The organism is Clostridium sp. DFI.5.61 (genome assembly GCF_024462915.1).
Classification (GTDB): Bacteria; Bacillota; Clostridia; order Oscillospirales; family Oscillospiraceae; genus Lawsonibacter; species Lawsonibacter asaccharolyticus.
Window position 1 is genome coordinate 1 of record NZ_JANGBZ010000058.1, and the last position, 20035, is coordinate 20035.

At 64.3% G+C, this 20035-nt stretch carries 24 protein-coding genes; 8 read left to right on the forward strand and 16 right to left on the reverse strand.

Annotated elements, in window-relative coordinates:
* Nucleotides 1–229, reverse strand: a 229-nt coding sequence (locus NE584_RS16385; protein WP_256183271.1) for a Dabb family protein, incomplete at its 3' end; no start/stop codon positions are given.
* Nucleotides 230–286: 57 nt separating this feature from the next.
* Nucleotides 287–1066, reverse strand: coding sequence for a hypothetical protein (locus tag NE584_RS16390; protein WP_050625318.1), 780 nt, complete (start codon nucleotides 1064–1066; stop codon nucleotides 287–289).
* Between the two features lie 163 nt (nucleotides 1067–1229).
* Here NE584_RS16390 and NE584_RS16395 point away from each other — a divergent pair, with 163 nt between their 5' ends.
* From NE584_RS16395 to NE584_RS16410, 4 genes are read left to right on the forward strand one after another with little or no spacing between them, the layout of a single operon-like run.
* Nucleotides 1230–1736: a YqeG family HAD IIIA-type phosphatase gene (locus NE584_RS16395; RefSeq protein WP_256183272.1), complete on the forward strand. Its 507-nt coding sequence runs from the start codon at nucleotides 1230–1232 to the stop codon at nucleotides 1734–1736.
* Nucleotides 1733–2599: a TIM barrel protein gene (locus tag NE584_RS16400; protein WP_256183273.1), complete on the forward strand. Its 867-nt coding sequence runs from the start codon at nucleotides 1733–1735 to the stop codon at nucleotides 2597–2599. Before NE584_RS16395 ends, NE584_RS16400 begins: the two co-directional genes overlap by 4 nt.
* A gap of 55 nt (nucleotides 2600–2654) precedes the next feature.
* The gene (locus NE584_RS16405; RefSeq protein ID WP_256183274.1) at nucleotides 2655–3083 is read left to right on the forward strand and encodes a nuclear transport factor 2 family protein; all 429 of its coding nucleotides are present in this window, start codon (nucleotides 2655–2657) and stop codon (nucleotides 3081–3083) included.
* Nucleotides 3084–3122: 39 nt separating this feature from the next.
* The gene (locus NE584_RS16410) at nucleotides 3123–5135 is read left to right on the forward strand and encodes a YgiQ family radical SAM protein (protein ID WP_256183275.1); all 2013 of its coding nucleotides are present in this window, start codon (nucleotides 3123–3125) and stop codon (nucleotides 5133–5135) included.
* A 52-nt stretch (nucleotides 5136–5187) separates the two neighbouring features.
* On the opposite strand, the gene NE584_RS16415 is transcribed toward NE584_RS16410, so the two are convergent.
* Nucleotides 5188–5598, reverse strand: a complete 411-nt coding sequence (locus NE584_RS16415) for a hypothetical protein (RefSeq protein ID WP_256183276.1) — start codon at nucleotides 5596–5598, stop codon at nucleotides 5188–5190.
* 308 nt (nucleotides 5599–5906) lie between these two features.
* Nucleotides 5907–6674, reverse strand: coding sequence for a type I 3-dehydroquinate dehydratase (gene aroD, locus NE584_RS16420; RefSeq protein WP_256183277.1), 768 nt, complete (start codon nucleotides 6672–6674; stop codon nucleotides 5907–5909).
* Between the two features lie 200 nt (nucleotides 6675–6874).
* Between aroD and NE584_RS16425 the strand changes: the two genes are divergently transcribed.
* Together NE584_RS16425 and NE584_RS16430 are read left to right on the forward strand one after the other, a co-directional pair.
* A complete protein-coding gene (locus tag NE584_RS16425) occupies nucleotides 6875–7171 on the forward strand; it encodes an AbrB/MazE/SpoVT family DNA-binding domain-containing protein (RefSeq protein ID WP_256183278.1) in 297 nt (98 codons plus the stop codon).
* Nucleotides 7172–7198: 27 nt separating this feature from the next.
* Nucleotides 7199–8386 (forward strand): macrolide family glycosyltransferase, encoded by a 1188-nt coding sequence (locus NE584_RS16430; protein ID WP_256183279.1) that lies wholly within the window; start codon nucleotides 7199–7201, stop codon nucleotides 8384–8386.
* Nucleotides 8387–8467: 81 nt separating this feature from the next.
* Here NE584_RS16430 and NE584_RS16435 read toward each other — a convergent pair whose 3' ends face one another.
* The 10 genes from NE584_RS16435 to NE584_RS16480 form a co-directional block, all read right to left on the reverse strand.
* Nucleotides 8468–8857, reverse strand: a complete 390-nt coding sequence (locus NE584_RS16435; RefSeq protein ID WP_050625327.1) for a CD1247 N-terminal domain-containing protein — start codon at nucleotides 8855–8857, stop codon at nucleotides 8468–8470.
* Between the two features lie 156 nt (nucleotides 8858–9013).
* Nucleotides 9014–9577 carry an elongation factor P gene (efp, locus tag NE584_RS16440; RefSeq protein WP_050625528.1) on the reverse strand — a complete coding sequence of 188 codons (564 nt, stop codon included), beginning with the start codon at nucleotides 9575–9577 and terminating at the stop codon, nucleotides 9014–9016.
* A gap of 87 nt (nucleotides 9578–9664) precedes the next feature.
* Complete coding sequence (locus NE584_RS16445; RefSeq protein ID WP_256183280.1) at nucleotides 9665–10729, reverse strand: aminopeptidase P family protein; 1065 nt, start codon at nucleotides 10727–10729, stop codon at nucleotides 9665–9667.
* Between the two features lie 30 nt (nucleotides 10730–10759).
* Nucleotides 10760–11914 (reverse strand): bifunctional histidine phosphatase family protein/GNAT family N-acetyltransferase, encoded by a 1155-nt coding sequence (locus NE584_RS16450; RefSeq protein WP_256183281.1) that lies wholly within the window; start codon nucleotides 11912–11914, stop codon nucleotides 10760–10762.
* A 64-nt stretch (nucleotides 11915–11978) separates the two neighbouring features.
* A complete protein-coding gene (locus NE584_RS16455; RefSeq protein ID WP_256183282.1) occupies nucleotides 11979–12899 on the reverse strand; it encodes a dihydroorotate dehydrogenase in 921 nt (306 codons plus the stop codon).
* Complete coding sequence (locus NE584_RS16460; RefSeq protein ID WP_108979617.1) at nucleotides 12892–13677, reverse strand: dihydroorotate dehydrogenase electron transfer subunit; 786 nt, start codon at nucleotides 13675–13677, stop codon at nucleotides 12892–12894. Before NE584_RS16460 ends, NE584_RS16455 begins: the two co-directional genes overlap by 8 nt.
* Nucleotides 13678–13736: 59 nt before the next feature.
* Nucleotides 13737–14213, reverse strand: a complete 477-nt coding sequence (locus tag NE584_RS16465; protein WP_256183283.1) for a hypothetical protein — start codon at nucleotides 14211–14213, stop codon at nucleotides 13737–13739.
* Between the two features lie 43 nt (nucleotides 14214–14256).
* Nucleotides 14257–15180 carry an orotidine-5'-phosphate decarboxylase gene (pyrF, locus tag NE584_RS16470; protein WP_050625333.1) on the reverse strand — a complete coding sequence of 308 codons (924 nt, stop codon included), beginning with the start codon at nucleotides 15178–15180 and terminating at the stop codon, nucleotides 14257–14259.
* Nucleotides 15181–15266: 86 nt separating this feature from the next.
* On the reverse strand, nucleotides 15267–15662 hold the full coding sequence (locus NE584_RS16475; RefSeq protein ID WP_050625334.1) for a hypothetical protein: 396 nt from the start codon (nucleotides 15660–15662) through the stop codon (nucleotides 15267–15269).
* 43 nt (nucleotides 15663–15705) lie between these two features.
* A complete protein-coding gene (locus tag NE584_RS16480) occupies nucleotides 15706–16983 on the reverse strand; it encodes a dihydroorotase (RefSeq protein ID WP_108979619.1) in 1278 nt (425 codons plus the stop codon).
* A 261-nt stretch (nucleotides 16984–17244) separates the two neighbouring features.
* Here NE584_RS16480 and NE584_RS16485 point away from each other — a divergent pair, with 261 nt between their 5' ends.
* Nucleotides 17245–17412 (forward strand): YtxH domain-containing protein, encoded by a 168-nt coding sequence (locus tag NE584_RS16485; protein WP_123059173.1) that lies wholly within the window; start codon nucleotides 17245–17247, stop codon nucleotides 17410–17412.
* Between the two features lie 76 nt (nucleotides 17413–17488).
* Here the strand turns inward: NE584_RS16485 and sfsA are convergent, their stop codons facing one another.
* The gene (sfsA, locus tag NE584_RS16490; RefSeq protein WP_256183284.1) at nucleotides 17489–18169 is read right to left on the reverse strand and encodes a DNA/RNA nuclease SfsA; all 681 of its coding nucleotides are present in this window, start codon (nucleotides 18167–18169) and stop codon (nucleotides 17489–17491) included.
* A gap of 87 nt (nucleotides 18170–18256) precedes the next feature.
* On the opposite strand from sfsA, the gene NE584_RS16495 reads away from it, so the two are divergent.
* Nucleotides 18257–19126: a DMT family transporter gene (locus tag NE584_RS16495; protein ID WP_256183285.1), complete on the forward strand. Its 870-nt coding sequence runs from the start codon at nucleotides 18257–18259 to the stop codon at nucleotides 19124–19126.
* Between the two features lie 91 nt (nucleotides 19127–19217).
* Here NE584_RS16495 and NE584_RS16500 read toward each other — a convergent pair whose 3' ends face one another.
* Nucleotides 19218–19841 carry a flavin reductase gene (locus NE584_RS16500; protein ID WP_256183286.1) on the reverse strand — a complete coding sequence of 208 codons (624 nt, stop codon included), beginning with the start codon at nucleotides 19839–19841 and terminating at the stop codon, nucleotides 19218–19220.
* Between the last annotated feature and the right edge of the window lie 194 nt (nucleotides 19842–20035).

The following is a 20035-nucleotide window of genomic DNA, read 5'->3' on the forward strand; positions in this document are numbered from 1 at the left end:
CCGGGTGGTCCCGGTAGACCACCAGATTTTCCTCCTTGTCGATCTCCGTGTACATGCACAGGTCGCAGTTGCTCAGACCGATGGGGGGCTGAAACACCTCCAGCCTCTCCACGCAGGGCACCAGATCCCGCAGTGCGGTCATCCGGGCCACCAGGGTCTCCGCCGCCGCCCTGCGCTCCTCCTCACTCAGCTCGGGCTTGAAATTCCAGGACACGATATGACGTACCATTGGGGCCGCCTCCTCACAGTTGTTGTACCCCAATTTTACTCCCTGGCCCCCCTGCCGTCAATTCCGAATTCCTAGCTCCCCCGCCGCGTCCAGCACCTCAGGCAGCGCCGCCACCGCCGAAGTGATGCCCAGCTCTTGGGCCACCTCCAGCTTCTTGCGCAGGGTGTCCCTGTCGTCAAAGAGGACGAAGTGGGCCCCGCTCTCCCGGCTCATGTAGGTGAAGTAGCGGGCGCACAGCTCATGGGAGAAGAACACCGAGGGGTGCAGCTGCTCCAGCTTCTCCTCCAGCTCCCGCCGGCTCAGGGGCACCCCGCTCCCTGTGGGGGAGGGCAGAAAAAAGTCCTCCGCCACCCGCTGCACCGCCAGGGTCACCCGCTCCCGGCCGAAGCGCTCCGCCGCCTCCTCCAGACGCCGGGACAGCGAGCCTCCGGACAGGGCCGACGGGATCATCACCCGGGCCCGGGGGGAACTGTGTCCATAGGGCTCCGTCACATACAACGTCCAGCCCCGGCGGGCGAAGCCCTCCCCCAGCCGCCGCACCACCTGATCCAGCAGCGGCACCCCGCCCTGCTCAAAGTCGCACACCGCGCCCCGGAAGCCCCTGGCGGCGCACTCCCGCACCACCTCATCACACAGGGGAGCGGCCTCCCCTCTGCCGTCAAAGCCCACGCAGTCCAGGGCCATCAGTCCGCCCTGAGGGACCGGCCCCGCCGCCGCCCGGAAGAGGTGGGGCCCCCGGCCGATCCGGTAGCCCTGGTGGGCCGGCACGGCCCGCAGCCCCCTCAGCTCCCCGATCCGGGCCGGCGGGACGGTGACGATCAGCGGTTCCATGCTCATATCTAGCTCCCCCTTGTCCATTTTCTTTGGAAATGATATAATGATATGATCTCAACCTCAACGGAGCGGTCCGGCCCGGGCTTCCGCCCGGCCCCGCCGCCTCACACCCCCACTCTATGCCGTCCCGCTCCATCCTAGAACACCGACAGGAGGACGACCTTCATTGCGATTCTCACCCATTCCCCGGGGGGTCTACCCCGGTTTTTCCGCCCTGGACCCAGAGGCCCTGGCCGCCAGGGGCATCCGGCTGGTGCTGGCTGACCTGGACAACACTCTGGTCCCCTACCGGGTCACCCAGCCCTCCCCCCAGCTGACCGCCTGGCGGGACGCCCTGGACGCCCAGGGCATCGCCCTGTTCATCCTCTCCAACAGCCGCAAGCCGGGCCGGGCCCAGAACTTCGCCCAGGCCCTGGGTGTGCCCTTTCAGGGCCGCTCAGGCAAGCCCCGCCGCCGGGGGTATCTTCAGGCCATGGAGCGCATGGGCTGCACCCCCGCTCAGACGGTGATGGTGGGCGACCAGATCTTCACTGACACTCTGGGGGCCAACAACGCCGGAGTTACCCCTTTGCTGGTGGAACCCATCCAGCTGGCGGGCAACCCGGGGCGCTATCTCCGCTACGCGGCGGAGACCCCCTTCCGCCTGCTGGGCAAAAGGAGGCCCTTCCTATGAGCGCCAAATTCGGGCCCGCCGGCAACAGCGACGCTTTCTCCGCCGTCCACAAGTCCTCCCTGGCCGCCCCCCAGTGGATCGCGGAGCAGGGGCTGGACTGCTACGAATATCAATGCGGCAAGGGGGTCCATGTGGGGGAGGACACCGCCCGGAGGGTAGGGGAGAACGCCCGGAAGCACGGGATCTCCCTCTCTCTCCACGCCCCTTATTTCATCAATCTGGCCAACCCGGACCCGGACAGCCTGCAAAAGACCATCGGCTATATCACCTCCGCCTGCCTGGTGGCCAGTCAGATGGGGGCCTCCCGGGTTGTGATCCACTCCGGCGCCCTGATGAAGCGCACCCGTCGGGAGGCGCAGGACACTGCCCTCCGCTCCCTGAGGGAGGTGATCCGGACCTGCGACGGCCAGGGCTTCGGCCACATCGCCCTGTGTCCCGAGACCATGGGCAAGATCAACCAACTGGGGGATCTGGAGGAGGTGCTGGAGCTGTGCACCCTGGACGAGCGCTTGATCCCCTGCATCGACTTCGGCCACCTGTACGCCCGCTCCCTGGGGGCGGATGACGGAGCGGAGGCCTTCGGGCGGATGCTGGACCGGGTGGAGTCCGTTCTGGGGCAGTCCAGGGCCAGCGTCTTTCACAGCCATTTCTCCCACATCCAGTTCACCCCCGGCGGGGGAGAAAAGTGCCACCGCACCTTTGACGACGACGACGGATACGGCCCTGACTGGGCTCCGCTGGCCCGGGCGATCGCCCGCCGGGGCTGGTCCCCCACTTTCATCTGCGAGAGCGCCGGCACGCAGGCCAAAGATGCCCTTACCATGAAGCGCATCTACCAGGAGGTCCTGACTGCACAGGAATAAGGACGCTCCTGGGACCCCGATCTCAAACATCTTCATATTTTCAGGAGAGACCCATATGCACCATACGCAGGAACGGGAACAAAAGATCCGCCGCTGGCTGGACATGTGGCTGCGGCGGGAAGACCTGGGTATTCTGGAGCTCTTTGCTCCCGATGCCGTTTATCTTGAAAGCTGGGGCCCCGAGTACCACGGCGCCGCCGCCATCCGTCACTGGTTCCAGGAGTGGAACACCCGGGGCCGGGTGGAGGTCTGGGACAGCGGCCGCTTCTTTCACCGGGAGGACGCCACCATTGTGGAGTGGCGCTTCCGCTGTGTGATGAACGACGGCGCGGTCCAGACCTTTGACGGCCTCTCTCTGGTGGAGTGGACCCAGGAGGGCACCATCCGCCGTCTCCAGGAGTTCGGCTGCAACCTGGACACCTATGACCCCTACCGGAACGGAGATCCGCCCATGTTCCGGGAGGAAAGGGCCCTCTGGTTCTGAGGGACCCATGCCTGATCACACTGAGAAACGAGGTTCACCATGGAACTTGACCGCGATCTTTTTCTCCCGGTCTCCCGGGAGGACATGGCCCGCCGGGGCTGGGACTTTTACGACTTTCTCCTCATCACCGGGGATGCCTATGTGGATCACCCCTCCTTCGGCCCCGCCATCATCGGCCGGGTACTGGAGGCGGAGGGCTACCGGGTGGCCGTTCTCTCCCAGCCCGACTGGCGGCGGCCGGAGGCCTTCTCCGCCCTGGGACGCCCCCGGCTGGGGGTGCTGATCTCCGGCGGGAACCTGGACTCCATGGTGGCCCACTATACGGCGGCGAAAAAGCGCCGCCACGATGACGCCTACTCTCCCGGCCGGAAGGCGGGCCTGCGCCCCGACCGGGCCACTATCGTCTACTCCAACCGGGTGCGGGAGGTGTTCGGCGACATCCCCATCGTCATCGGTGGGCTGGAGGCCAGCCTGCGCCGCTTCGCCCACTACGACTACTGGGAAGACAAGGTGCGCCGCTCCATCCTCTTCGATGCCCAGGCGGACCTTCTCACCTACGGCATGGGGGAGACCGCCTCCCGGGAGATCGCCGCCCGGCTGGCCTCCGGCACACCGGTGGGGGAGATCACCGATATTCGCGGCACATGCGCCGCCGTCCCCCACCCCGGTGCATGTGCCTACCCCTTCGTGGAGGTCCCCTCCTTTGAGGAGGTGTCCGCCTCCAAGGAGGCCTACGCCCGGGCCAACATGGTGGAATATGACGAGCACGACCCCTTCGTGGGAAAGGCCATCCTTCAGAAGCACGGGCGCCAGTTCCTGCTGGTCAATCCCCCCGCCTATCCCCTGACCACGGCGGAGCTGGATGCGGTGGCCGAGCTTCCCTATGTACGGGAGCCCCATCCCATGTACGACTCCATGGGGGGCGTCCCCGCCATTGAGGAGGTGCGCTTCTCCATCACCCACAACCGAGGGTGCTTTGGGGCGTGCAGCTTCTGCTCCCTGGCCTTTCACCAGGGGCGCACCATCTCCGCCCGCAGCCACCAGTCTGTTCTCCGGGAGGCAGAGGCCCTCACCCGCCACCCCGGCTTCAAGGGCTATATCCACGACGTGGGCGGCCCCTCTGCCACCTTCCGCCGTCCCTCCTGCCAGAAACAGCTCAAGCACGGTATGTGCAGGAACCGGGCCTGTCTGGCGCCGGAGCCCTGCCCCAACCTGGACGCCGACCACACTGACTATATGATGCTCCTGCGCAAGCTGCGGCAGCTCCCCAAGGTAAAAAAGGTCTTCATCCGGTCCGGCATCCGGTTCGATTTTCTGATGAAGGACCCCAGCGGCGAGTTCTTCACCGACCTGATCCAGCACCACATCTCCGGCCAGCTGAAGGTGGCGCCCGAGCACTGCTCCGCCCACACCCTGGACTATATGGGTAAGCCACACATCCAGGTCTATGAAAAGTTCCGGGAGAAGTACTTCAAGCTCAACCGCCGCTACGGCAAGGACCAGTACCTGGTCCCCTACCTCATCTCCTCCCACCCCGGCTGCACCCTGGAGGATGCGGTCCAGCTGGCGGAGTGGCTCAACCGGCAGGGACACATGCCGGAGCAGGTGCAGGACTTCTATCCCACCCCCGGCACCCTGTCTACCTGCATGTGGTACACCGGCCTGGACCCCCGCACCATGCAGCCGGTCTTCGTCCCCCGCACGCCCCACGACAAGGCCCTCCAGCGGGCACTGATGCAGTGGCGCAAGCCCCAAAACCGGAAGCTGGTGTTGGAGGCTCTCCACCGCACGGGCCGTGAGGATCTGATCGGTTATGGGAAGCGGTGCCTGATCCGTCCGGATGCCCCCGCCTCCGGGGCGGGGAGCCGTCAGGGACGCCGGGGGGATGCCCCCGCCAAGCAGGCCCGGGGCAGCTCCGGCCCGAAGGAGAACCGGCAAGGCAGGCAGGCCCCACGGAAGGGCCGCCCGGCCCCGGCAGCCGGTGGCCGCGCCTCCCATACCGGCCGCCGGGCAAAGCCGGCGCACCAGCGGGGCAAGCGGCCTCCAAAGTAAAAGACCGCGCGGAGAGTGATCTCCGCGCGGTCTTTTCTCAGCGTTTTATGGGTCACATGTCCCGGTCAGCTGCGTTTTTCACTGCCTGGCCGGCATCCCGCAGACCGTTCCCGGCGTCGCGCACCACGTCGCCCACGCCGTTCACCAAGTCCCGGGTCCCGTCAGCCACGCCTTTTCCCACTCGCTCCATGTCCCGGGCCGCATTGCCCCGGCCCGGTGCCACTCTGCCGTCGGGGAAGGCGGTATAGCGGCCGTCATAGGTGTAGCCATGGCCGCCGGCGGTCCCGTTCATCCCGTAGCGGGTAGACCGGGGATAGGCAGTCCCGGCGGCGCTACCGGTAGTACTGCCGGTAGCGCCGCTGCCGGCGCTCCCCTTATTCTGGTCCGCCGGCGTGCTGCTGCACGCGGTCAGGGTCCCCACCAGGGCCAGAGCCGCCCCCAGGGCGATCAGCTCTTTTTTCATTCCAAATCCTCCCGTTTTCCGTTCCAGCCCGGCCGGTCCGGCCGGGGCTGTCAGGTCCCGCCTGGCACACGTTCCAGACGGGACCTGATCCCACACTTTTCTCATACGGAAGTTCCATCCGAGCTTTATTGTGCCCACAGCGTTGCCCTTTACTGCCGGTAAATCGGGGCAGACATGGCTGTGTTTTACAATTTTTTTGCACAGATCAGCAGCATTATGGGGCAGCGCAGCTCGTCCGTTATGCTGGTGAGTCCATTTTCCCTGGCAAAATCACCGGCCCGCCTGTCTCCAGGCGGGCCGGTCAAACCTCACAGCGCTCTGTGGAGGATCTCCAGCACCTGTTCCAGCTGATCCGCCGGGATCTGGCCGGGGGCGGAGCCTTGGCCCACCATGCCGAAGGTGGCGGCGGAGCCGAACACCTCGCCGCACAGGCGGCTGATGACGCCGTCCGACGCCATGGACATGGTCAGCAGCGGCCGCTGGGCGTACAGCCGATACATCTCCTCGGTGGCGGAGAGCAGGGTCAGCACGTCCGCCTTGTTCTGGGGCATCACAGCCACCTTCAGGATGTCGGCCCCCATATCCTGCATCTTCCGCAGCCGGTAGATGAGCTCGGCGTGCTCCGGTGTCCGGTGGAATTCATGGCTGGACCCCACCACCGCCGCGCCGGCATCATGGATGGCGGCGATGTTCTTGCGCACCACCTCGTCACCGGAAAAAATCTCCACATCCACCGCGTCCACATAGCTCGACTGGGCGACGGCCCGGTTCAAAGCGGTGTAGTCCTCCATACCGATCTCCTTTTCGCCGCCCTCCCGCTTGGTGCGGAAGGTGAAGAGGATGGGGATCTCCCCCAGTGCCTCGTTCAGCTCTCTGGCAGTATCCACCACCCGCTGGACATCGCCCACGCCCTGGAAGTAGTCCACCCGCCATTCCACCACATCGGGCTTGGCCTGGACCAGCTCGGCGGCTTTGTCCAGGATCTCCTGCTCCGTCTTCCCAACAATGGGGACGATGATCTTCGGTCTGCCTGCACCGATCTCCACCCCGCGCAGCAGTACGGTCTTTGTCTTCATCAGTTCTCACCCGCTCCTTCTTCTGAATCGGCCAGCCCCGCCGGGGGCCGCTCTTTTGGATCAACAGGTGCATTATAGCAGAGCGCCAGGCGGCCGTCCACCCCCGCGCGGGAGAGGGGACAGATTTTTCTTGACATTTCCGCCTTTCGCAGGTAAGATTAGTTATACAAGTATTACTTTAAGGAGATTTGGGGATCAAGATGTCTGACAATGAGAAGTATATGAGCTCCGTCAAGGTGGGACCGAAAGGCCAAATCGTCATTCCTAAGGAGATCCGGGACATGTTCCAGATCAGCCCCGGGGACACCCTGTTGATCCTGGCCGACGCACAACGGGGCATCGCCCTGGAGCGCTACCAGGTCTTTGAGCAGATCGCCGAGTCCATCTTCCAGGGGCGGGGCCGGGATATCTATCCTGACCACAGCGAGTCGGAGTCCAGGGCTTTTGCCCAGGCCATCCGGCAGCTGAGCACACAGGAAGAGCCTGAGGAACGGTAAGCTCTGCCAGGGAAAGGAGGGGACTTCATGTACCGAATCGCCTTTTTCTCCATCTATGCTCACGGGCACACCAATCCCACTCTTCCGGTGGTACGGGAGCTGACCTGCCGTGGGCACCAGGTCCGCTATTACTCCTTCGCCCCCTTTCGGGAGAAGATCCAGGCCGCCGGCGCCCAATTCGTCCCCTGCGACTCCTATCTGCCTCCGGCGCCTCCGGATCTGGAGCGAAGGGTGGGCCGCGACTTCGCCGCCCTGGTGGAGATGATCACCCAAACCCTCCTGGCCATGGATGGCCCCGTGGGCCGGGATCTGGCCCAATTCCAGCCCCACTGCGTGGTATCCGACTCCTTGTGCTTCTGGGGAAAGCTGTGGGCCGCCAAGCTGGCCTGCCCCTATGTCTGCTCCACCACCACCTTCGCCTTCAACCGCCATACCGCCAAGCTGATGAAGCAGACGCCGGGGCAGTTCCTGCGGCTGCTTGCGGGTCGGGGCCGCATCCGCCGCTGCATGGCCCAGCTGTGCCAGGCGGGCTATCCGGTGAAGGGACTGCTCTCCCTCATTGAGAACGACGGACACACCGACACCATCGTCTACACTTCCCGGGAATTCCAGCCCCTGGCTGACACCTTTTCCAGCCGGTATGCCTTTATTGGGCCCTCGGTGCCCGAGCTGACCCACGCCCCACGCTCCGGCGGGGACAGGCAGATCTACATCTCCCTGGGGACTGTCAACAACCGCAGCCGCTCCTTTTATCGCGCCTGCCTGGAGGCCCTGCGGAGCTGGGAGGGGGTACGGGCCGTTCTCTCTCTAGGCGGTGGGTGCAGGCCGGAAGAGCTGGGAGATGTTCCGCCCAATGTCCAGGTCCTTCCCCAGGTAGACCAGCTGGCCGTCCTGTCTCAGTCCGACGCCTTTCTCTCCCACTGCGGCATGAACAGCGTCAGTGAGAGCCTCTACCTGGGGGTCCCCCTGGTCCTCTTCCCCCAGCAGGAGGAGCAGGGCATGGTGGCCCGCCGGGTCCAGGAGTTGGGGGCGGGCGTCCCGCTGCCCGCTCCCACCCCCGCCGCCATCCATCAGGCCCTCTCCCTCGTCCTGGCTGATCCTGCCTTTCAGCACAGCGCCCAGCACATCTCTGAAGGGTTCCGCGCCGCCGGCGGCTACCGGCGGGGAGCGGATAAGATTCTGGAAGCGGCCATGGGCAGTGCTCCCCTGCCCTGAACACCTGTCCGGCGGGGCGGAGAGAAAAACAGCGGCGTGACGAAATCGTCACGCCGCTGTTGTGTGCTTTCGGGCGGGGAGTTACTCCTCGTCTCCCTCCACCGTGTCATCCGACAGGTCCAGAGAGAACTTGGTCTGGCAGTTGGGGCACTCTACCTCCCCCTCCGCCAGCGCCTTGTCGTCGATGACGATGGGTTCCTCGCAATTGGGGCACTCAACCTCAAAGTAGTCGTCCTCATCCTCGTCCTCGCCGTAGACCACGGACTCCACATCCGCCAGGTCGTCGGAAATGGTGTCGATCTCCTCCCCGAGGGCCAGAGCGTTCTCCTCTAGGTCCTCAATGGACAGCCCCACTTCCTCCAGGATGCCGATCATCACGGAGATGAGCTTGCCCTCCTTGGACTTCTCCACATCCAGGTTCAGGCCCTCAGCCAGCCCCTTCAGATAAGCAACTTTCTCGGAAATAGTCATAGCAGTTTCCCTTTCTGAGGCTAAGCCTCCTTCAATTCTGTGTCGTACCCTCTGCCCCAGTGTCTCTCCCGACCTGATTTTGTTCTTTTCAGCCTCTGCAGAATCTTATCGATACCCATCCCCGCTCTCTGCGGGGCCGGACATCTGTCTCTGCCATCAGCCCTTGCAGCGCTCCAGGTACTCTCCGGTGCGGGTGTCGATCTTGATCTTGTCACCAGGGTTGATGAACAGGGGCACCTTGATCTCGGCGCCGGTCTCCAGGGTGGCGGGCTTGGTCACGTTGGTGGCGGTGTCGCCCTTGAAGCCGGGATCGGTCTCGGTGACCTCCAGCTCCACGAAGTTGGGGGGCTCCACACCGAAGACGCTGCCCTTGTAGGACATGACCTTGCAGCTCATGTTCTCCTTCACGAACTTGAAGGCGTCGCCCAGCATATCCTTGCTGATGGGCAGCATGTCGTAGGTCTCCATGTCCATGAAATAGTACAGATCGCCGTCGTTGTAGCTGTACTCCATGTCCTTGCGCTCCACGAAAGCCTGCTCAAACTTGGCGGTGGGGTTGAAGGAGGTCTCGGTCACACCGCCGGTGATGATGTTCTTCATCTTGGTGCGGACAAAGGCGGCGCCCTTGCCGGGCTTGACGTGCTGGAACTCGACGACCTGCATGACCTTGCCGTCCATCTCAAAGGTCACGCCGTTGCGGAAATCACTGGCGGAAATCATTGCCATAGGAATCATCCTCCAAATGTTTTTATGAACTGATATATTTTACCCTTTTTTTCTGGATTTGACAAGAGGTTTTCTGTAAAATCACAGGACGATCAGCTCTTTTGGCGACTTTGTCAGGTCACGGCATCCCGTTTCCGACAGGACGATCACGTCCTCGATGCGCACGCCAAAACGCCCGGGCAGATAGATGCCCGGCTCGGCGGAGACCACTGCCCCCACGGGCATGATCCGTTCCTCCCCCGGCGCGGCATTGGGGGACTCGTGGATCTCCAGTCCCAGGGAGTGGCCGAAGCTGTGGGAAAATGCCTCCCCATACCCCGCCGCCTGGATCACCGTCCGGCCTGCGGCATCGATCTCCCGCCCGGCCAGCCCGGCCCGGGCGGCGGCGATGCCAGCCTGCTGGGCCTCCAGCACCACCTGATATACCCGCTCCATCTCCGGTGCGGGCTTTCCCACCGCCACGGTGCGGGTCATGTCGGAGCAGTAGCCCCTCCACACACAGCCGAAATCCACGGTGACGAACATCCCAGGCTGGATCACCGTGTCTCCGGGGACGGCATGGGGTTTGGAGCCATTGGCGCCGGCGGCCACGATAGGGTCGAAGGAGACCCGCTCCCCGCCCCGGCGCAGCAGCTCATACACCAGCCGGGCGGCCACCTCCCGCTCCGTCTGCCCCGGGCGGATAAAATTCAAAATCGCCTGAAATGCCTCGTCGGTGATGCGCTGGGCCTTCTCCATGGCGGCCAGCTCCTCTCCGTCCTTGGACGCCCGCAGGCCGTCCGGCAGGTCCTGAGCCGGGACCAGGGTGCAGGGCAGGGCCCTCTCATACCGGGCCAGGGCGTCCACACTCACGGCCCCGCTCTCAAAGCCCACCCGCTTCAGGCCGTGCTCCTGGAGATAGCCGGCGGCCAGGGCCAGATGGCCCCGCTCCCGGGTCACCAGCTCCACCTGAGCCCCCTGCACCTCCTGCCGGGCCGCCTCGATGTAGCGGCTGTCGGTGGAATAGTGGGCCCCCTCCCGGGTCACCAGCACCAGGCCCTCCCCGTGGAAGCCCACGGCGTACCGCTCCCCGGCCTGACTGGCGAGCAGCATGGCGTCCAGCTGATGGTCCGCCAGTTTTCCTGCGATCTGGGCAATATGGTCCATCCCATGTCCCTCCTTTTGAACGGCCGCAGCTCAGCGGTCATAGCCGATGTACTTCTCCAGGATATCCAGCGGCACCCGGCTCCCCTGCTCCTCGCCGATCTTATAGAAGCCGTACCGCTGATAAAAGTGCTGGGCGGGGGTGTTGTAGCTGGCACAGCGCAGGCGCAGATACTGCCGCCCCAGGGGGCGGTAGAAGGACACCGCCTGCCCGATGAGCTGCACCCCCAGCCCCTGGGCCCGCAGCTGGGGCACAATGTAGCAGAATGGGATATAGCCGGCCCCGTCCTTGGCATACCGCTCTGGGTCCAGCTGGATCAGCCCCGCCATCCGGTCCCCCGCCATGGCGCAGGTCACCCCCCATGGGGTGCGGCCGCAGTGAAGGCGGGCATCCTGAAGAAAGCTCTCCCCATCAAAGGGGGTGTCCTCCCCGTGGACGGTGATCCATGCCTCCCGCCGGGCCTCGTAATAGGTCTGGCTCTCCCGCTCCAAGTCCAGGGGCCGGAACCACAGGTTCACGTCCTCCGCCCGCTTCCCGTCCCTCCGCCACCAGGACTGGCGGGCCAGTGTGGAGATAGCGGGGTCCAGGTGGGAGTTGTCCCCCTCGAAGGCCAGCTGGAACGCCGCTCCGTCCCACTTCAGGCAGGAGACGGCGGTGTTGTCGCTGTGGCGCAGGCCGTGCCACTCCTCCGGCGGGATGCCCTTGATCCGCGCCAGAGCCTGCCGGATGGCGGTGCCGTGGCTGAACACCGCCACCGTCTGGTCCGGGTGGGCGGCGGCGATGCGGCGCAGGGCCCGCTCCACCCGCTCCCCCAGTTCCCCCAGCCCCTCTCCACGGGGGGCCGTCCAAGTGGGGTCGCTGCGGTTGAAGCGGTCCAGCTCCCCGGGCTGGGTGCGGCGCACCTGGCCCCAGGTCTGGTCCTCCCAGTCCCCCATGTTCAGCTCCCGCAGCTCCGGGTCGGTACGCAGTTCCAGGCCCCTGGGCTCATAGACAGCCCGGGCCGTGGTGCAGGTGCGGTACAGGTCGCTGGACCACACCGCGTCGAAGTGCTCCCCCTGGAAGCGCTGCTCCAGGGCCTGGATCTGCCTGAGACCGTTCTCGGTCACCAGGGCGTCGTACCAGCCGTGGATGCGGCGGTACAGGTTTCCCTCCGCCTCAGCGTGGCGGATCAGATAGATGGTCGTCATATTCGGTATTCCTTCTTTTGAGTTTCGCGGCACGCCCCACCGGGGCTCCGCCTGCCGCGTATCCTTACCAGGGCTTCACTCCGCCGATGAGCTCCGCCGCCCGCTCCAGGCCTTGGCCGGCCGCCAGGGCGGCCAGCTCGTCCCGCACCCGGATCGGGGCGTAGGGGTCAGCAAAGAGGGCGGTGCCCACCGCCACGGCGGAGGCCCCGGCCAGCATCATCTGGGCCGCGTCCTCCCCCTTGGACACCCCGCCCATCCCCAGGATGGGCAGGTCCACCGCCTGGGCCACCTCCCAGACCATCCGCACCGCCACAGGCAGGACGGCGGGGCCGGACAGGCCGCCGGTGTTCATCTTCAGCACAGGGCGCCGGGTGTTCACGTCGATGCGCATCCCCCGCAGGGTGTTGATGAGCGAGAGAGCGTCCGCCCCCGCCCCGGCCACCGCCCGGGCGATCTCCGTGATGTCCGTCACATTGGGTGAGAGCTTCACCATCACTGGGACCGAGCCGGCGTGAGCCTTGGCCACCTGGGTGACTTCGGCGGCCAGTTCCGGCCTGGTGCCGTAGGCCAGTCCCCCCGCCTTCACATTGGGGCAGGAGATGTTCACCTCGATCAGGTCCACCCCGGCCTGGGCCAGCTTTTCACACATGATGCCGTATTCCTCGGGGGTGTTCCCAGAGATGTTGGCGATCACCTTCACGTCATACTGCCGCAGGAAGGGGAGCTCCGTCTCCACAAAGGCGTCCACCCCCGGGTTCTGGAGGCCCACCGAGTTGAGAATGCCCATGGGAGTCTCTGCGATTCGGGGGCCCGGGTTGCCCTCCCGGCGGTGGAGGGTCAGGCCCTTGGCGCAGATGGCGCCCAGTTCGCCCAGGTCATAGAACGCCCCGTACTCCCGGCCGAAGCCGAAGGTCCCAGAGGCCACGCACACCGGGTTTTTCAGAGTCACCCCAGCCAGCTCCACCCTCATATCCACATCAGGCATCCCAATCCACCTCCCTGGCGTCAAAGACGGGTCCGTCCTTGCACACATGTTTCCGGCTGCCGTCCGCCATGTCGCAGGCACAGACCAGGCAGGCGCCTACGCCGCAGCCCATCCGCTCCTCCATAGACACCAGGCAGCGCACGCCGAAGTCCTCCGCCGCCCGGGCCACGTTTCTCAGCATGGGCCGGGGGCCGCAGGCCAGCACCGCGTCATAGCCCCGGTCTCCCTCCAGCTCCCGCCGCACCAGCGCATCCACATAGCCGTGGAAGCCGTAGGAGCCGTCATCTGTGGCCACCTGCACCTGGGAGCACACGGAGCGGAACTGCTCCTCCAGCATCACCCTGTCCCCGGAGCGGAACCCCAGGATGGCGGTGCACCGCCCGGGGGCATACTGGGCGCAACCCAGCATGGGGGGCACGCCGATGCCGCCCCCCACCAGCAGATAGCGGCCCTCCCGCTTCATGGGGAAGCCGTTGCCCAGCAGGCCCATCACGTCCAGGCTCTGTCCCTCACGGCGGCCGGCCAGCCAGGCGGTCCCCTCTCCCCGGACCTCAAAGACTACGGTCAGCCGGTCGGGGGCGTCCCCTTCCCCCGCCTGACAGGAGCAGACGGAGATGGGCCGGCGGAGCAGCCGGGAATGTCCGCACTTGATGTGGACGAACTGCCCCGGGGCCCGGAAGGCGGTCCGGACCATGTCCCCCGCCTCCAGAGTGAGGCTGATGGCGGCGTCATTGAGCATCGTCCTGCTGATGATGCCGCATTTCTGTTCTACTTTCATAATGGCGTCACACCCTCTGTGGAAAGTTTAGTGTCTCGCGGGCACACCTGGGGCGGCCCTTATTGGACCCATTCCGGGTCAAAAAATTTCAGCCGGCCGCAGACCTCGCAGCGGAACACCGCCATTTTCATGCTGCCTGACAGCAGATGGTCCAGGTCACCGCCCAAAAAGGTGTGCTCCCCCAGCTGAAAGGTGGATACCCCCAGCTTGGTCATGTCCTGGCCGCAGCAGCGGGCGGTCTTTTTCACCTGGGCCTGGCGCTGCTCCTCCTGCTGCCGGCGCTCCCGCGCCTGCTCCAGCTCCCGCTGCCACTGGCCCCGGGCCTGGGGGAGGCGCTCCCGCACCTCCTCCCCCTCTCTCAGGTGAGGGGACCGGGCCATATACTCCCTGAGGGCGATCTTCTCCTCCCCCGCCGCATCCCGGTATCGCCGCATGCACTTCTCGCACAGGGTCTGACTGGTGCCGCACAGGGTGATGTAGCACAGGGACCAGCTTCCCGCCATCTCTCCGCAGAGCACACAGGCCCGCTTTGCCATAGTCCTTCCTCCTTCCCCCAGCCCCGCCCTTTTGCGGGAGCTGTTACACGATGGTGACGAAGCGCCTGATGTCGTCCCGCATGGCGATGGCCGCATCCCGGGCCGCCTGGGCAAAATCCCGGCCGTCCCCGCCGGTCTTCTGCCACGCACACATGATGCCCCGGGAGGAGTTGACGATGGCCCCGTGGCCGTACTTGTCAAAGGCATACTGCACGTCCTCCGCAGTCCCCCCCTGGGCGCCGTAGCCGGGCACCAGGAAGAAGGTGTGCTCCAGGCGCTTGCGCAGGGCCCGGATGTCGGAGGGGTAGGTGGCCCCGGTGACGGCCCCAGCCATGGTATAGCCGTACTTGCCCTCGGTCCCCTTAGCGATCCGCTGATTCAGGTCGCCCATCACCTGATAGACCAGCCGGTCCCCAGCCACCATATCCTGGAGCTCTCCGGAGCCGGGATTGGAGGTCTTGACCAGCACGAAGACACACTTGTCCTCCCCCTGAGCTGCCTTCAGGAAGGGGTTGATAGAGTCAGAGCCCATATAACCGTTGAGGGTGACGCAGTCGGCGTCAAAGGTCTTGAAGGTCTCCTCCCCGATCTTCACCCCGGACAGCCAGCCTTCCGCGTAGGCAGAGGCGGTGGAACCGATGTCTCCCCGTTTGATGTCGGCGATGACGAACAGCCCCTTGCTTTTGGCATAGCGGATGGTGCGCTCCAGCATCTCCATCCCCCGCCAGCCCAGATTTTCATAGTAGGCGGACTGTGGCTTCACTGCGGGGACGATGTCGCACAGGGCGTCGATCAGCCCCACGTTGAACTGATAGATGGCCTCACAGGCTCCCTCCAGCCCGGTGCCGTGCTCCGCGAAGGCGGCCTGGCGGATGTGCTCGGGCACATAGTCGATCCGGGCGTCCAGCCCGGCCACTGTAGGGTTCTTCATGGCCCGGATCTTGTCCTGGAGAACGTCAAAAGACATCAAATATCATTCCTTTTCGTTATTTTCATTTTTATTTCTACTATTTGTTTTCACATTTTGGGGGCCGCCCCCTCTTCCGGCCGGTCTCACCAGCTTCCCGGATACTGACAGCGGATATTATATGCGGCCAGGCCCCCCGCCACAGTCACCAACAGGGACAGCAGAAAGGCCGGCATGAGCTCCAGCAGGGAGGCTGGCATGATGAGCCCCCCTGTGATGATCTGAATGGGCCCGATCCGCCGCTGATACTCTTTCCTCCACGGGGCCTCCCGCACCGACCGTTTCAGCCGCCAGGGCCATCCCAGCAGGTCTGTGATCCCCCAGAAGACCCAGGTCTCTCCCCAAAAGAAGGCCGCGATCAGTCCTGGGAGAGGGATATATCCCAGCCGGATCAGCTGGGCCGATGCCCCTATGATCAGGAGATTCCCCATCACAAAAAACAGCGTCGGCACCCAGCTGGGCACGCTCCTCCGCGTCTTCATGCCGATCCCACCCTTCTGCTCCCCCTCCGCCGCAGGCCGGCTCTCAGGGGGCCTCGTAGATGACCGTTCCGCCCACGATGGTGTACTTCACCCGCCCCTTTACCTTCCATCCGGCGAAGGGGGTGTTGCGCCCCTTGGATGCAAACTGCTCCGGGTCCACCGTCCACTCTTCGTTCGGGTCGAAGATGACGATGTCCGCGTCATTTCCCAGAGCCAGCCGTCCCTTCGACAGCCCCAGGATAGAGGCGGGGTTCACCGTCATCCGGCGGACAATCTCCGTCAGCTCCATCTTTCCGGTGTGATACAGGGCGGTCAGGGTGACTGCCAGGGAGGTCTCCAGCCCGACCATGCCGCTGGGCGCCCGGGTGAGGGGCCTGGCCTTCTCCTCGGCGGAGTGGGGGGCGTGGTCGGTGGCGATGGCGTCGATGGTGCCGTCCCGCAGGCCGGCGATGATCCCCTTCACATCCTGCTGTGTCCGCAGGGGGGGATTGATCCTGGCCAGGGACCCCTGCGTCAGGATCTCGTCCTCTGTGAGGGTAAAATACTGGGGGCAGGTCTCGCAGGTAACGGGCACCCCGTGCTCCTTCATCCGGCGCACGATGTCCACCGCCTTTGCCGTCGAGATATGGCAGATGTGGACCCGGGCGCCGGTCTCCTCCGCCAGCATGGCCGCGCGCATCACCTCCAGCTCCTCAGCGATGGCGGGCCGTCCCTCCAGCCAGAGCTGGCGGGATACGCTGCCCTCGTTCACCGCCCGGCCCTCCACCATGGAGGTGTCCTCACAGTGGCAGAGGACAGGCAGCTCCTGCCGCTTGGCCCTTATCATGGCGTCCCGCATCAGGTTGGCGTTGTCCACGTTGCAGCCGTCATCGGAGAGGGCCACCGCCCCCGCCTTTTTCAGCGCCTCTGCGTCGGTGGGCTCCTCCCCTCTCAGCCCCACGGACACCGCCGCGATGGGGTAGACGTGGACGCCGCTCCCCTCCTTGGCCCGCTCCCGCACATAGTGCAGCTGCTCCGGGCAGTCCAGCACCGGGTCCGTGTTGGCCATACAGGCCAGGGAGGTGACCCCTCCCCGGGCCGCCGCAGCCGTGCCGGTGCGGATGTCCTCTTTATAGGTGTACCCCGGGTCCCGCAGGTGTACGTGCATGTCCACCAGGCCCGGGCTCACCACCAGCCCCGAGGCGTCGATGATCCGGTCCGCCTCCGTCTCCAGCCCCCGCTCCAGCAGGGCCACCCGGCCGTTTTCCGCCAGCAGGTCGGTCAGCGTCACGGTCTTGCTCACCGGGTCCAGGACCCTTCCGTTCTGAATCAGTAATTTCATGTCAAACTCCTCCGGGGACCGCGGGGGGAATGCCCGGGCACCACTGTCAGCTTTTCTCTGTGTTGTATGCCCCTGCGGTCCGGCCCAGGTCCTCCTTCTCAGCTCCACTGCCTCAGACCGGAGCCTGCCGCATCTCGATACCGGCTTTATTATAGCGAAACCAGCAGGATTTAGCAACGGATTTTTCCCGCTTTTGGGGAAGAATAGCGTATGACCGAAACGCCCGTCCACGGTGCGTTTTGGAAAAAAGGAGGAATGGATATGAGCAGCGGACAATTTTGGTGGGGCATGACCACTGGACTGGTGGCCGGCGCCGTCGTGGGCATGAGCGTGGCACCCTCCCGCCGGGAGATGAAAAAGACCGCCCACAAGGTGGCCAAGCATGTCAATGAGGCCGTGGAGGATCTGACCGAGGCCCTGGGCATGTGACCCTCCCATCAAGACAGCTCCCGCCGCGGGCAGACCGTGGCGGGAGCTGTCTTGATGCCGTTGTTTCCGCCCAGGCTCACAGCCGCACCGGCACCGGCCGGCCGGGCAGCAGCTCCTCCGGCGTCACCCGGCACTCCATGGCCAGCACCTCCACGCCGGCCTCCGCCGCGTGGCGCAGGGCCGCCCCAAAGGCGGGGTGGGTCCGGTCGTTAGGCTCGAACCATGAGACGTTCTCCATCTGAATGACAAAGCACACCGCCGTCCGGTATCCCGCCCGGCGGGCCTCCTCCAGCTCCTGAAGGTGCTTTACCCCCCGCAGCGTGGGGGCATCGGGGAAGCGGACCACCCCGTCCTCCTCCAATGTGACCCCTTTCACCTCCACAAATCCCCGCTCTGCTGAAGACTCCCAGTAGAAATCGAATCTAGAATTCCTATATGTAGTCTCCGGACGCAGCAGAGACAGCTCCGGAAGGAATCCTCCGCCCCGGGCCCACTCCTCGAACACCCGGTTGGGGGCCTGAGCGTCCATATTGATGAGTCTTGTCCCCTTCTCCACTGCGATCAGGTCATATTGGGTCTTTCGGGCCGGGTTCCCGCTCTCCTCCAGATAGACCTTCGCGCCAGGGACCAGCAGTTCACGGCACCTGCCTGTATTTTTCACGTGGCACACAGCCGCCGTACCGCCCAGCTCCACATGCGCCACGAACCGGTTTGGCCGGTCCAGGAAGGTCCCGGGCCGTATCTTTTCATATTTCATCTTGCCGCTCCTGTCTTTATCATGGTATGATAGGGACGGACCACCGGCATCCCGCCGCCCGTCACAACGAGGAAATGGAGTCTCCCGATGCAGAAGAAAGCTTACCTCTCTATTATTTCCGCCGCCGCCCTCTGGGGCTGCATCGGTGTATTTCTCCGTCTGCTCACCGCCGCGGGCCTGGACTCCATGGAGTCGGTGGCAGTACGCAGCACGGTGGCTGCCATCCTTTACTTTTTCTGGCTGCTCTTCACTGACCGGGCCGCCGTCCGGGTACGCCTGCAAGATCTCTGGTGCTTTGTGGGGACCGGCATCTTCAGCGTGCTCTTTTTCAACTGGTGCTACTTCAATGCCATCTCACTCAGTGCCCTGTCCGTGGCCGCCGTCCTGCTGTACACCTCTCCCGTCTTTGTGATGCTGCTCTCTGCGCTCTGCTTCCAGGAACCTATCACCCCCCGCAAGATCGGCGCCCTCCTGCTCACCTTCTGCGGCTGTGTGCTGGTGGCCGGCCTGTTTCCCGCCGGGGTGGGGAGCATCTCTGCCGCCGCGGTGCTTTTCGGCCTGGGTTCCGGCTTCGGCTATGCCCTGTACAGCATTTTCAGTAAACTGGCCCTGAAACGGTACTCCCCCTCCACCATCACCTTCTATACTTTTCTGTTCTCCGCTCTGGGCTCCCTGCCCCTGTCTCGTTTATGGGAGGACGCCTCCCTCCTTTTAGACCCCAGGGCCATCCTGGGCGGTCTTGGCATAGGCGTCTTGTGCTGCATCCTGCCCTATCTGCTCTATACGGAGGGCCTGCGCTGGGCAGAGCCCGGCAAGGCCGCTATTCTGGCCACTGTGGAGCCCTTTGTGGCCGCCCTCATCGGTATTTTCGCGTTTCATGAGGCAGTCACCCCCTATAAGCTGCTGGGTATGGCCGCCATCTTCGGGGCGATCCTGATCCTGAACCGCCGTCCCTGAACCGGCCCGTCACTTTGTCTGTCCACCTTACGCGAGCAAGGGCGGCTCCTATGGGAGCCGCCCTTCTTTTATGCTCTCTTCTCCGGCCCGCTTACAGCTTGACGAATTTGTCCCGATTGGCCCGGCAGATGGGACATTGATACCCCTCGGGCAGGGTCTCCTTCTCAGCCACATAGCCGCAGATGGTACACTTCCAGCCCTCATTGCCCTCCAGGGTGCGGTACACGGTAGCGGCCGGAGGCGTGGAGCCCCCGCCGTTCTTGAAGTCATCCACCGTCAGGGCAGGGCCTTCGCCCAAGGTCTCCGCCTCGGTAGCCTCTCCGATATAAAGCATATAGGTCCCCAGATCCAGCTTTTCCACGATCTTGCAGCTGATCCGGGCCAGGGCGTGGTCCTTCACATAGGGGTTGCCCGCCTCATCGGTCTGGACATCAAAGCCCTCAAATTTGTCCACCACCCGGCCGGACTTGTAGCCAAACAGGTCCACCAGATCCTTGGGAGTATCTTTGGCCAAGACAGTGGCGGCAAAGCTGCCCGCGGCCTCGATGGTCTTGAAGGTCTCATTGCTCTTATTGACCGTCAACGAGAATTTGTAGGGGCTGGAAGAGGTCACCTGATGCAGGGAGTTGACGATGCACCCATTGCGCTTCCCATCGGCGGCAGCCGCCACGATGAATAGTCCATAATTGATCCGGTTAAACGCCTTTCGATTCATAATATTCCCTCCGCACTCATCACTCATTTAATAGGAATCATTCCTGTTATTGCCTTCAGTATATCATATTTTGCCCCTTTGTCAAGGAAAAAACACAGTTAAAAATAAAAACGAGGAGCAGATAAAACTGCTCCTCGTCTGTGTAGGCACTACCTATTTTCCCAGCCCGTCTCCAGGCAAGTATCTTCGGCAGA

What these genes read in the sequence shown, in the direction of transcription:
- NE584_RS16400 (WP_256183273.1), top strand. Translation starts at nt 1,733, where the DNA reads ATGAGCGCCAAATTCGGGCCCGCCGGCAACAGCGACGCTTTCTCCGCC.
- NE584_RS16445 (WP_256183280.1), bottom strand. Translation starts at nt 10,729, where the DNA reads ATGGACCATATTGCCCAGATCGCAGGAAAACTGGCGGACCATCAGCTG.
- NE584_RS16485 (WP_123059173.1), top strand. Translation starts at nt 17,245, where the DNA reads ATGAGCAGCGGACAATTTTGGTGGGGCATGACCACTGGACTGGTGGCC.
- NE584_RS16475 (WP_050625334.1), bottom strand. Translation starts at nt 15,662, where the DNA reads ATGAAGACGCGGAGGAGCGTGCCCAGCTGGGTGCCGACGCTGTTTTTT.
- NE584_RS16480 (WP_108979619.1), bottom strand. Translation starts at nt 16,983, where the DNA reads ATGAAATTACTGATTCAGAACGGAAGGGTCCTGGACCCGGTGAGCAAG.
- efp (WP_050625528.1), bottom strand. Translation starts at nt 9,577, where the DNA reads ATGATTTCCGCCAGTGATTTCCGCAACGGCGTGACCTTTGAGATGGAC.
- NE584_RS16465 (WP_256183283.1), bottom strand. Translation starts at nt 14,213, where the DNA reads ATGGCAAAGCGGGCCTGTGTGCTCTGCGGAGAGATGGCGGGAAGCTGG.
- NE584_RS16455 (WP_256183282.1), bottom strand. Translation starts at nt 12,899, where the DNA reads ATGCCTGATGTGGATATGAGGGTGGAGCTGGCTGGGGTGACTCTGAAA.
- pyrF (WP_050625333.1), bottom strand. Translation starts at nt 15,180, where the DNA reads ATGTCTTTTGACGTTCTCCAGGACAAGATCCGGGCCATGAAGAACCCT.
- sfsA (WP_256183284.1), bottom strand. Translation starts at nt 18,169, where the DNA reads ATGAAATATGAAAAGATACGGCCCGGGACCTTCCTGGACCGGCCAAAC.
- NE584_RS16405 (WP_256183274.1), top strand. Translation starts at nt 2,655, where the DNA reads ATGCACCATACGCAGGAACGGGAACAAAAGATCCGCCGCTGGCTGGAC.
- NE584_RS16425 (WP_256183278.1), top strand. Translation starts at nt 6,875, where the DNA reads ATGTCTGACAATGAGAAGTATATGAGCTCCGTCAAGGTGGGACCGAAA.
- NE584_RS16415 (WP_256183276.1), bottom strand. Translation starts at nt 5,598, where the DNA reads ATGAAAAAAGAGCTGATCGCCCTGGGGGCGGCTCTGGCCCTGGTGGGG.
- NE584_RS16495 (WP_256183285.1), top strand. Translation starts at nt 18,257, where the DNA reads ATGCAGAAGAAAGCTTACCTCTCTATTATTTCCGCCGCCGCCCTCTGG.
- NE584_RS16450 (WP_256183281.1), bottom strand. Translation starts at nt 11,914, where the DNA reads ATGACGACCATCTATCTGATCCGCCACGCTGAGGCGGAGGGAAACCTG.
- NE584_RS16500 (WP_256183286.1), bottom strand. Translation starts at nt 19,841, where the DNA reads ATGAATCGAAAGGCGTTTAACCGGATCAATTATGGACTATTCATCGTG.
- NE584_RS16430 (WP_256183279.1), top strand. Translation starts at nt 7,199, where the DNA reads ATGTACCGAATCGCCTTTTTCTCCATCTATGCTCACGGGCACACCAAT.
- aroD (WP_256183277.1), bottom strand. Translation starts at nt 6,674, where the DNA reads ATGAAGACAAAGACCGTACTGCTGCGCGGGGTGGAGATCGGTGCAGGC.
- NE584_RS16390 (WP_050625318.1), bottom strand. Translation starts at nt 1,066, where the DNA reads ATGAGCATGGAACCGCTGATCGTCACCGTCCCGCCGGCCCGGATCGGG.
- NE584_RS16435 (WP_050625327.1), bottom strand. Translation starts at nt 8,857, where the DNA reads ATGACTATTTCCGAGAAAGTTGCTTATCTGAAGGGGCTGGCTGAGGGC.
- NE584_RS16410 (WP_256183275.1), top strand. Translation starts at nt 3,123, where the DNA reads ATGGAACTTGACCGCGATCTTTTTCTCCCGGTCTCCCGGGAGGACATG.
- NE584_RS16460 (WP_108979617.1), bottom strand. Translation starts at nt 13,677, where the DNA reads ATGAAAGTAGAACAGAAATGCGGCATCATCAGCAGGACGATGCTCAAT.